General features: G+C 50.6%; 7 protein-coding genes and 2 tRNA genes. 1 reads left to right on the forward strand and 8 read right to left on the reverse strand.

From position 1 onward, the window contains the following. Window positions 1-84: 84 nt before the first annotated feature. The 8 genes from ACE3SE_RS11155 to tig all read right to left on the reverse strand — a co-directional run bounded on the left by ACE3SE_RS11155 (window position 85) and on the right by tig (window position 8,471). Complete coding sequence (locus tag ACE3SE_RS11155; protein WP_374555285.1) at window positions 85-1,929, reverse strand: peptidylprolyl isomerase; 1,845 nt, start codon at window positions 1,927-1,929, stop codon at window positions 85-87. Window positions 1,930-2,006: 77 nt separating this feature from the next. Beyond that, window positions 2,007-2,083: transfer RNA gene (locus tag ACE3SE_RS11160), tRNA-Asp, on the reverse strand. 4 nt (window positions 2,084-2,087) lie between these two features. Continuing rightward, window positions 2,088-2,163: transfer RNA gene (locus ACE3SE_RS11165), tRNA-Val, on the reverse strand. A gap of 42 nt (window positions 2,164-2,205) precedes the next feature. Further along, window positions 2,206-2,475, reverse strand: coding sequence for an HU family DNA-binding protein (locus ACE3SE_RS11170; protein ID WP_043572292.1), 270 nt, complete (start codon window positions 2,473-2,475; stop codon window positions 2,206-2,208). Window positions 2,476-2,651: 176 nt separating this feature from the next. Beyond that, entirely contained in the window at window positions 2,652-5,066 is a 2,415-nt protein-coding gene (lon, locus tag ACE3SE_RS11175) for an endopeptidase La (protein WP_131361114.1), read from the reverse strand. A gap of 143 nt (window positions 5,067-5,209) precedes the next feature. Beyond that, the gene (gene clpX / locus ACE3SE_RS11180; protein ID WP_178973987.1) at window positions 5,210-6,490 is read right to left on the reverse strand and encodes an ATP-dependent Clp protease ATP-binding subunit ClpX; all 1,281 of its coding nucleotides are present in this window, start codon (window positions 6,488-6,490) and stop codon (window positions 5,210-5,212) included. Between the two features lie 16 nt (window positions 6,491-6,506). Then, window positions 6,507-7,139: an ATP-dependent Clp endopeptidase proteolytic subunit ClpP gene (gene clpP, locus ACE3SE_RS11185; protein WP_045848595.1), complete on the reverse strand. Its 633-nt coding sequence runs from the start codon at window positions 7,137-7,139 to the stop codon at window positions 6,507-6,509. A 24-nt stretch (window positions 7,140-7,163) separates the two neighbouring features. Beyond that, a complete protein-coding gene (gene tig, locus ACE3SE_RS11190; RefSeq protein WP_131360748.1) occupies window positions 7,164-8,471 on the reverse strand; it encodes a trigger factor in 1,308 nt (435 codons plus the stop codon). A 1,099-nt stretch (window positions 8,472-9,570) separates the two neighbouring features. Here tig and ACE3SE_RS11195 point away from each other — a divergent pair. After that, the gene (locus ACE3SE_RS11195; protein WP_374555289.1) at window positions 9,571-11,610 is read left to right on the forward strand and encodes an acyltransferase family protein; all 2,040 of its coding nucleotides are present in this window, start codon (window positions 9,571-9,573) and stop codon (window positions 11,608-11,610) included. Window positions 11,611-11,692 lie beyond the last annotated feature (82 nt).

The raw sequence follows: 11,692 nt of genomic DNA on the forward strand, positions 1-11,692 counted from the left end.
AAAGGGCCTTACGGCCCTTTTTTTATTGCGCAACGCAATCCAAGCAAGGGACAGGACCGGATTCCGGCCCTGCCCATCAGAATATTACTGTTCGCTTTGATCGTTCAGCTGTTGCTTGCCCATCTTGATGGGGTACTTTTGGCGCAGTGTTTCCAGGTAGCTACCCAATTGACTGCGCGCAGCCATCTGCATCATTGCCCCAGCCAGTTGAGTACGCTCTGCGTCATTGACAGCAGCACCCGCAGCAACATTGGCAATCTGGTAAATCGCATAGTCGCCATTATCATGCTTGCTACCGGCAAAGGCCGGCAAGGTGGAGGTTGCAGCAGAGAATACCGCACGCACATCACCCGCAATCATGTTGCCAGGGTTACGACGCGAAACCGTTTGCAGTTCACCCCATTTCTGACCATCAACACCCTTGCCGGCCTTAAGCTGCGCCAACAGAGCCTGGCCCTGTTTTTCTGCAAGCTTGGCGCCTTCAGTGGCAATCAGCTCATTCTTGATAACATCACGCACTTCATCCAGCTTTTGCTGACGCTCAGGCTGATGGTCAGCCACACGTACCACCACCAGATTACCGCCGCCAATATCCACCGGCTCGCTATTGTGCTTTTTCTTCAGCACATCATCACTGAAGGCCGCATCCAGCACCTTGGCGTTGGACAATACCGGATCGGCAGATTTCTTGTCACGAGACACCCAGTCAGAGTGTTGAATCTGCAACTTCAGGGCATCTTGCACACCCTTGAGGGAGTCTGCTTGCTGATAGGCAACTTCTGCCAGCTTGTCGGCCATGCTGCGCAATTGTCCCGCGGCCTTCTGCTGTTTCAGCTTGGCCTCCACTGCTGCCTTGACTGCAGCGAAGTCAGGTTGCTTTATCTCGTCAAGCTTGATGATGTGGTAACCATACTCGGTTTCCACCACCTCACTGATCTTGCCAGCTTGCATGCGGAATACCACATCATCAAACGGCTTGACCATGGCTCCACGTGCAAAGAAGCCAAGATCGCCACCATTGGCGGCTGAACCAGGGTCTTGCGATTTGGCTTTGGCCAGCTCCGCAAACTTAGCAGGGTCGGCGCGCAACTGTTTGAGCAAGGCTTCAGCTTCAGCCTTGATCTTTGCCTTCTCTGCCGGTTTGGCATCTTTGGGTACCGTCAGCAGGATATGGGAAGCGCGGCGCTCTTCACCTGCCAGTTCCGCCTTGTGCTGCTCGTAGTATTGCTTCACCTCGGCATCCGTCACGCTCAAGGTAGCAGCAACAGACTGTGGAGACAGCAACACGTAATCAAGCTTGACGGACTCCGCCGTACGGAAGCGCTTGGCATTGGCATCATAGAAAGCCTTCAGCGCCGCGTCATCGGTCTTGACCTGGGAAGCAAAGTCAGCCGGTTTCAACAGCAGCAGGCGAACCTGGCGCTCCTGCGCCATCAAGCCGCCCATGCGTTCCACTACGCTGCGCGATACAAAACCAGTGCCAGCAAAATTGTTGATCTGATTTTGCAGCATGATGTCACGGCTGATTTTGGCTTCAAAAGCCTCGGGTGCCATATTGCGTGCAGCGAGGAATTCTTTATAGCGCGTGGCACTGAACTGGCCGTTTTCCTGCAGCTCGGCAATGCCGGCAATCACTTTGCGCAATTGCTCCGGACTGACGGTTGCTCCACCGTCCTGCGCCGCAGCGAGCAACAAGTCCTGACGAATCAAGTCCTCCAGCGCCTGCTGACGGGTTGCCGCATCGGAAGGCTGGCCTTCAAGCAGGCGGTCGAGATCCCGTTTGTAAATCTTGGCAGAGCCTACCTTGACCAGGTACGGGTCTTCCACGGCAGAGGTATAACTACCCACACCAAAGCCAACAAAGGTCAGCGCAACCGCGCCCAGAATGACTTGAATGGCAATTTTATTATTCTGAACAAAATCGAACATGGCGATATCGGCGCAAGCCACCCCATTGGTAAAAAAAAAGGTGAACGACTGAATACGTTCACCTTTTCTGTAGATTCTGGCGGAGTGGACGGGACTCGAACCCGCGACCCCCGGCGTGACAGGCCGGTATTCTAACCAACTGAACTACCACTCCAACCTGGTGGGCGTTGACGGAGTCGAACCGCCGACATTCTGCTTGTAAGGCAGACGCTCTACCAACTGAGCTAAACGCCCGCTATAAAACCTTGCCGCTATCGCTAACGACAAGGTTAAAGATTATAGCGCGTCTTTCAGTGCTTTGCCAGCACGGAACTTCGGAGAACGTGCAGCCGGGATCTTGATGGTTTCGCCAGTTTTCGGGTTGCGACCGCTGCGTTCAGCACGCTCGCCAACATAGAAAGTACCAAAACCTACCAAAGTCACGGTGTCGCCCTTTTTCAGAGCGTCGGTAACAGCGGCAACCATACCATCCAGTGCCTTGGCAGCTGCAGCTTTGGAAATATCAGCTTCAGCGGCGATTGCATCAATCAGTTCAGACTTGTTCACGTAAGTCCCCTTTCGTCGTTCTTCGGTCTACGTAATTCGGATAAAAACCGCTTGCTTTATAGCAAGGTCAAAATCCTTGTGTCAAGCGGCTTCCAGAGGAATATTGCCTTATGGCAAGGTCATCCGGAAAGCACAAGCGGCCCGGTAATTTCACTACGGCTGCAACATACTGATTTTTAATGCGTCATTACGGATACACCGGACGCACCTTCCGGCGCGGGGTGCAACTCGTCCGGCTTCGCGTCATCAGGCAAGGGTTCGGGCTGGCGTTCCAATGCCAGGGCCAATACCTCGTCGATCCACTTAACGGGATGAATCTCCAGCTTCTGCTTGATGTTGGCAGGAATATCCACCAGATCCTTGGCGTTGCCATGCGGAATCAGCACATGCTTGATTCCACCACGATGCGCAGCCAGCAGTTTTTCTTTCAAACCACCAATGGGCAGCACTTCGCCACGCAAGGTGATTTCGCCCGTCATCGCCACGTCAGAGCGTACCGGAATTCCCGCAAGAACGGAAACAATTGCAGTCGTCATGGCAATGCCGGCACTCGGTCCATCCTTGGGTGTTGCACCTTCCGGCACATGAATGTGCATGTCATGCTTTTCATGGAAATCCGGTTTGATTCCCAAGGCACGCGAACGACTGCGCACCACACTCATTGCCGCGGTGATGGACTCCTGCATCACCTCACCCAATTGGCCGGTACGGACAATATTACCCTTGCCAGGCAGTGATACTGCTTCAATGGTGAGCAACTCGCCACCCACTTCGGTCCAAGCAAGGCCCGTCACCTGACCAATACGGTTTTCCTGCTCAGCCACGCCATAATCAAAGCGATGAACGCCCAGATATTTGTCGAGGTTCTTCGCATTCACCGTCACCTTGGCTGCCTTGTTCTTGCCCAGCAGCGTGCTGGTGACCACCTTGCGGCAGATCTTGGCGATTTCCCGGTCCAGACTACGGACACCCGCCTCGCGGGTGTAGTAGCGAACGATGTCGCGCAAGGCACTTTCCTGCAGCACCAGCTCGCCATCCTGCACGCCGTTGGCCTTCATCTGCTTGGGCACCAGGTACTTCAGCGCGATATTGACCTTTTCGTCTTCGGTGTAGCCGGCCAATCGAATGATCTCCATGCGATCCAGCAAGGCATGGGGAATATTCAGCGAATTGGCAGTGGCTACAAACATCACGTCAGACAGGTCGTACTCAACCTCGGCGTAATGGTCAACGAAAGAGTGATTTTGCTCCGGATCCAGTACTTCCAGCAAGGCAGATGATGGGTCGCCACGGAAATCAGCCCCCATCTTGTCCACCTCATCCAACAGGAACAACGGGTTCTTCACCCCGACTTTGCTCATATTCTGCAGTACCTTGCCCGGCATGGAGCCGATATAGGTACGACGATGACCACGAATCTCGGACTCGTCGCGCACGCCACCCAGTGCCATGCGGACAAACTTGCGGTTGGTCGCACGGGCGATGGACTGACCCAGAGAGGTCTTACCCACCCCTGGCGGTCCTACCAGGCACAAAATAGGCGCTTTGAGCTTGTCGACTCGCTGCTGCACTGCCAGGTACTCCAGAATGCGCTCCTTGACCTTTTCCAGGCCAAAGTGATCCTCATCCAGTACCGCCTCGGCATTGGCCACATCCTTGTTGATCTTGGTCTTTTTCTTCCAGGGCAACTCAAGCAGGGTGTCAATGTAATTGCGCACAACCGTCGCTTCCGCTGACATCGGCGACATCATCTTGAGCTTTTTAAGCTCGGCACTGACCTTGTCCTTGGCTTCTTTTGGCATGCCAGCCAGACGAATCTTCTTTTCGAGCTCATCGATGTCGCTGACTTCATCCATGTCACCCAGTTCTTTCTGGATGGCCTTGACCTGCTCGTTCAGGTAGTACTCGCGCTGACTCTTTTCCATCTGGCGCTTGACGCGACCACGGATGCGCTTTTCCACCTGCAGGATGTCGATTTCGCCTTCCAGCTGAGACAGCAGATGCTCAAGCCGGGCACGGACATCAAACATCTCCAGCACTTCCTGCTTTTGCTCAAGCTTGAGCGGCAGATGGGCGACGATGGTATCTGCCATGCGGCCGGCACGCTCGATCCCCGCCAGGGATGTCATGACTTCCGGCGGAATCTTCTTGTTGAGTTTGACGTACTGTTCAAACTGGGCCAGCAAGGCACGGCGCATGGCTTCGGACTCGGTAGAGTCCTCGCCGTCCGCTGCCAGCGGCGTGATGGTGCCGACAAAGCAGCCACCATCTTCTTCAACCTGGGAAATTTGCGCGCGCTGACGGCCCTCGACCAGCACTTTAACCGTGCCATCCGGGAGCTTGAGCATTTGCAGCACCGAGGCAATTGTGCCGACGCTGTAAAGGTCATCCGCTTCCGGTTCGTCCTTGGAGGCAGAGCGCTGGGCTACCAGCAGCACCTGCTTGCCTTCGTCCATGGCGCTTTCCAGCGCCCTGATTGACTTGGCCCTGCCGACAAACAGCGGGATGACCATATGAGGAAAAACAACCACATCCCGCAACGGGAGCAGGGGCAATGTGGTTTCTTCGCGGAGTTCTGCGGGTTGGGGCATATCACCTAACCTTGCGTACGTGAAACATTGCATGAAAGATGGGGCGGTCATGCTGAAAATCAACACCCCATACTAAATCAGTTTGGCGACATTACAAAAGAAAACCGCCCATTAAGGGCGGCTTTATCTGCGACTGCACAGACTCAGGCAGACTGAGCCTGCTCATCCTTGTCACGATAGATAAACAAAGGCTTTTCACCTTTTTCGATAACCTTTTCATCTACCACGACTTTTTCCACGTTTTCCATGGAAGGCAGCTCATACATCGTGTCCAGCAATACACGTTCAATGATGGAACGCAAACCACGCGCACCCGTCTTGCGAATCAGCGCCTGCTTGGCAATGACACGCAATGCAGACGGACGCACTTCCAGCTCGACGTTTTCCATGCGGAACAAGCGCTGATACTGCTTGATCAATGCATTCTTGGGCTGCGTCAGAATGGTGACCATGGCCTCTTCGTCCAGCTCTTCCAGCGTAGCAACCACCGGCAGACGGCCAATCAGCTCGGGAATCAGACCAAAACGGATGAGGTCCTCCGGTTCCGCCTCCTTGAACAAGGCAGAGGTGGACTTGCTGTCATCCTTGGAGCTGACTTCAGCACCAAAACCAATCCCACCCTTTTCCGAGCGGCGACGGATGATCTTTTCCAGACCATCAAATGCACCACCGCAGATGAACAGGATATTGGTGGTATCCACCTGAATGAATTCCTGGTTCGGATGCTTGCGCCCACCTTGCGGCGGAATAGAAGCAACCGTCCCTTCGATCAGCTTCAGCAAGGCTTGCTGCACACCCTCACCCGAAACATCGCGGGTAATGGACGGGTTTTCCGATTTGCGCGAAATCTTGTCGATTTCATCGATGTAAACAATGCCGCGCTGGGCCTTTTCCACATCGTAATCGCACTTTTGCAGCAGCTTCTGGATGATGTGTTCGACATCCTCACCCACATAGCCGGCCTCGGTCAGCGTGGTGGCATCCGCAATGACGAACGGCACATCCAGCAAACGTGCCAGCGACTGCGCCAGCAAAGTCTTGCCTGAGCCGGTAGGCCCTACCAGCAGGATGTTGCTCTTGGCCAGCTCGACTTCATCCTTGTCGCTTGCCGGGGTGTACAGACGCTTGTAATGGTTGTACACGGCAACAGAAAGCGTTTTCTTGGCGAAATCCTGACCAATGATGTACTGATCCAGATCGGCACGGATTTCCTGTGGCGTGGGCAAAGCTGTTGAGGCAGCTCCTGCCTCACCAATCTCACCCACCACCTTTTCCAGCTCCTCGCGAATGATGTCATTGCAAAGCTCGACACACTCATTGCAGATAAACACCTGAGGACCGGCGATCAGACGCTGGACTTCATGCTGGCTCTTGCCGCAGAAAGAGCAATACAGAAGTTTTTCGTTGCTGCTTTTATCAGCCATTAGCTAGTTCCACTGCTTACGCCGTGACATCCTTGCGGGAGGTCAGCACTTTATCAATCAGGCCATATTCACGAGCTTCGTCGGCGGACATGAAATTGTCACGCTCGGTGTCAGCCTGCAAACGCTCCATGGTCTGGCCGGAATGCTTGGCCAGCAACTCATTCATCTTGGCCTTCACCTTCACCAGCTCACGGGCATGGATTTCAATATCGGTCACCTGGCCGCTCAGACCACCGCCATACAGCAAGGGCTGGTGGATCATCACACGACTGTTAGTCAGCGCAAAGCGCTTGCCTTGCGTCCCTGCCGAAAGCAGGAAGGCACCCATACTGGCAGCCTGGCCAATGCACAGGGTGGAGATGTCCGGCTTGATGAAATTCATCGTGTCGTAAATGGACATGCCGGCGGTAATCGAACCACCCGGTGAATTGATGTAGAAATAGATGTCCTTGTCCGGATTTTCCGACTCCAGGAACAACATCTGCGCTACAACCAGGTTGGCCGATTCGTCAGTGACGGGCCCCACCAGGAACACGATACGTTCCTTGAGCAGGCGCGAGTAGATGTCGTAAGCGCGCTCGCCACGGCCACTCTGCTCCACCACCATGGGCACCAGGCCCAGCCCTTGCGGTTCAATCATCGATTTCATCGACCAACTCCGTTTGTATCGTTATCAGGCGTTGTTACCCATCAGGGCATCAAAGGACAGCTCTTCCACTTCAACCTTGGCCTTGGACAGGACAAATTCCACAACATTGTCTTCCAGCACCATCGAGGTCGGGCCTTCCAGACGATCAGCGCTGGCGTAATACCAGGTCAGCACTTCTTCCGGATGCTCATAGCTGTCAGCAAACTCTTCGATCATGGCCTTGACTTGTTCCGGCTTGGCTTCCAGCTTGTTCGCTTCCACCACTTCAGCCAGGATCAGACCCAGTGCCACGCGGCGCTCTGCTTGCTGGGCAAACAGTTCCGGCGGGAAAGGCATGTCTTTTACGTTCATGCCGCGTTGCTGCATGTCGCGCTGAGCCTGTTCAATCAGACGACCGATTTCCAGTTGAACCAGAGCCTTCGGCAAAGTGATTTCGGTCGCATCCAGCAGGGCCTGCATCACAGCTTCCTTGGTGCGGGCTTGCAGGCGACGCTTCACTTCGCGCTCAACATTCTTGCGAATTTCAGCGCGCATCTTTTCTACGTCGCCATCAGCAATACCCAGCAGCTTGGCGAACTCTTCATTCACTTCCGGCAGGGTTGCTTCAGCAACGTTCTTCACGGTGATTTCAAATACAGCAGTCTTACCTGCTACATCCTTGCCATGATAGTCAGCCGGGAAGGACACTTCCACATTCTTGACTTCGCCTTCCTTCAGGCCAGTTACACCTGCCTCGAAGTCAGCCAGCATCTGACCCTGACCGATTACAAAGGGGAAGTTTTCGGAAGAACCACCTTCAAACAGCACGCCATCGATGCTGCCCTTGAAGTCGATGATCACGCGATCACCTTCAGCAGCGGCACGCTCAACGCGGTTGTAGCGGGTACGTTGCTTGCGCAGGATGTCGATGGTCTTTTCGATTTCAACATCGGTAACCGGGGTGGAAGGCTTCTTGATTTCCTTGTCGGCCAGCTCGCCAACCTTCACTTCCGGATACACTTCAAAAGTAGCGGCAAACTTGAAGTTTTCAGCGTCACCTTCAGCGGCAACCGGCTCGAAGCGCGGGTAGCCAGCAACACGCAATTTCTGCTCGCTGACAGCACTGTAAAAACCTTGCTGAACCTGCTCGCCCAACACCTCTTCACGCACCTGGGCACCGTAGTTGGCTTCAACAATCTTCAGCGGAGCCTTGCCCGGGCGGAAACCTTGAATCTTGGCAGTGCGAGCCACGCGCTTCAGGCGCTCGGTCACTTGGGCATCAATGGCAGCCATCGGCAGAGCGATGTTCATGCGACGCTCAAGATTGCTCAACGTTTCCAGTTGTACTTGCATGTTCAATCCTTAAACTAGTCAGCTGAATACGAGTTCGGCTCTTGCACGAACAATTCGTATCTTGGAAAACAGGTGAAACCCTCCAGGGCTTCGGCTCTATATGGGGCCTCTAGCCCCAGCTACAAGTGCAGCTCATCCACCGCCAGCACAACAGCCTTGGCAGGACAGCACTACATTGCGAAGACGCGCAGTATAGCATGTGCCCTGTTTTGTATGCAGCCGAATCACTGCCACCGGCAAGCATGTCAAACTCGGCAAGATGAAAAGGGAGAAATCGACGAGTACCTTAGCAAGACTCAGTTCACAGGAACTTGCCATCAGGTGACATGCGGGCAAATTCATCTTGGCGTATTGCATGGACTGCAGCCGCAGATGACGCACATCCGCTGCGGCAACCTCGCCCTTGAAATGCAATTCACAGAGCAACAAACGCAAAACGGGCCTTGTATCTCTACAAGGCCCGCAGTATTTGGTGCCGGCGGCAGGAATCGAACTCGCGACCCCCTGATTACAAGTCAACTGGACGAGTTAGCAAGGACAGGGGCGACGGTGCTACCGATGCTTCGCAACCGGCGAACCTTCCCTCCCCTGCGAACCGCATCAATGCTAGGCTCAGAAAGTCGTTTGCGGAGCAGCCATCCGGCTAACTGAGCCAGTCATGGATGGGTTCGACTCCCATTCTCTTCCGCCATCAACAGACCACCGCAAGCCACAAGAAACCACCTAAAACCTAGGCCCAGCAAGCATTTACGCTCATAGCAACTGATGAATTGGCGGCTCTTAACGGCTTTATACGGTTTAGAAATTCGCACAAATTTCGCACTACACACAATTCAATTTTCAATCATTAGGCGTAAGTTCAGATTTATTATGCCAACTTACCTACCAGCATCGACCTAAGAGCTACAACGGTAGTGCAACTAGGTAGCACGCAACTTCCAATTATCATTGTAATAGTTTTTAACTATGTCAATCCATGGATAATAGCTAAATATTTACAGCAATTATGTTTGCAGCATAGATTTAACTAAAAGCAACATGTAACATGTGTAGATTTTTCAAAATCCTACCAAAGTTAACAATGCTTTAGTGCTGTTCAATGAACCCAAACAATTCCACCGCCCCAACAAGTAAAGTAATTGATTATCGTCCTGATATAGATGGACTTCGTGCATTAGCAATTACATCAGTTATTCTTTACCACGGCTTCCCATCTATATTCAAAGGTGGTTTTGTCGGCGTAGATATTTTTTTCGTAATATCTGGATATTTAATATCATCTATAATTTTCACAAAACTATCAAGTAATGATTTTAGCTTTATCGAATTCTATATTCACCGCGCAAAAAGAATATTTCCATCACTTGCAGTCATTTTAACAGCATCGTACATAGTTGGTTGGTTTGCATTTTTTCCTGACGAGTTCAAGCAACTTGGAAAACATATAGCAGCTGGCTCTGCTTTTGTACAAAACATAATTCTGACAAGCGAATCTGGATATTTTTCCAATGCATCGGAATTAAAACCATTGATTCATCTATGGTCCCTTGCAGTCGAAGAACAATTCTACATTGCATTCCCATTAGTAATTTGGATTACGTGGCGACTGCGCATAAGCATCCCACTCATACTCTTCACACTGACAATACTGTCATTCAAGCTCAACATTCAATTCTCCTACAGCAATCAAGTTAAAGCATATTTTCTGGCAAAAAATAGATTTTGGGAAATCCTAGCCGGATCAATTATTGCTTATATGCAAACATTCACATTCAATGTAAATTCAAAAAAGAATACATACAGCCAATTAAATAAAAGAATACCATTCAAAAGAATCATTCTAAACATAGCTTCCGTACTAGGATTTTCATTATCCCTAGCAGCAATTTTTTTCCTTGATAAAAAATTCATATTTCCTGGCTGGTGGGCACTCCTCCCAGTACTAAGCGCATGTCTCATTATTTCATCAGGAAAAAATGCCCATATCAACAAAACCATACTATCAAACAAGATAATGGTTTTCATAGGCAAAATAAGCTACCCACTTTATCTGTGGCACTGGGTTATTTTATCAACATCACAAGTTATAGGTGGAAAATCATTAAGCCCTTGGGCTGCAACTTTTGCCATCATCGTAAGCATCGCATTATCATGGCTAACATACTTACTAATCGAAAAACCAATTCGATACAGCAAGGGAAGTCAGGTAAAAACATCGCTTGTAATTTGCGTATGCCTAGCACTAATCGGCACAACTGGATTCTTCACATACCAAAAAAATGGATTAGAATTCAGAATGCAAGACAAGTGGGACTATGTTAAGTATTTTGAAAACTCAGACCCTGAGTCCAAATATTACTTTTCACACAATCTATATGCAAAATTCAGAGATGATTGCAATTTCTACAATCTCAATGAAAATAGATTAGGCCACAGTACAGAATCGCCGATGCCAAGCATCGCAACATCATGCTACACAACAAAATTACAACGCTCAGTATTTATCTGGGGAGACTCTCATGCTCAACACTTGTACTACGGAATAAAGAATGAATTGCCAAAAAATATTGCATTACTGCAAGTTGCAAGCTCAGACTGCCCAGCTCAAATTGGAGAAAAAGAAAATTCAGAAAAAGAATACTGCAAACAGTCAAATAGCTTTGCGATAGCAGCAATTAAAATGGCCAAACCTGACATTATCATCATCGCACAGCACTCAGAATACAACACGAGAAATGATATTGATAAAATACGTCAAACACTAAACAGTATCGGAATAAAAAGAATCATACTTATAGGACCACAACCAAAATGGCAGTCATCACTCAACAAGGTAATAGCCAGAAAACTCTGGGACAATACTCCAAATAAAACATTTGAAAATATTAACCCAGACGTCTTTAGCGAAGATGATTATTTGAAATCAAAATATTCATCAAGCAGCAATGGAATAACTTACCTTTCCATGACCGATTTTTGGTGCAATAAAAACATTGGCTGCACCACTTACCTTGGAAACAACAAAAAAGAAGGCCTCGTAACCTTTGACTATGGACACCTAACATCAGAGGCTTCAATTTACGTTGCCAAAAATTTGATTGTCCCAAAAATACTAAGTCTGATGGCAACAACGTCCTAATTTTGGGAGCTAACCAGCTGACTTAGATGTCGCATCCCGGATGATCATTTGAGCAAACGCATTTGGAAACTTGCCCTCGCCC

The organism is Aquitalea pelogenes, assembly GCF_041914625.1.
Classification (GTDB): Bacteria; Pseudomonadota; Gammaproteobacteria; order Burkholderiales; family Chromobacteriaceae; genus Aquitalea; species Aquitalea pelogenes.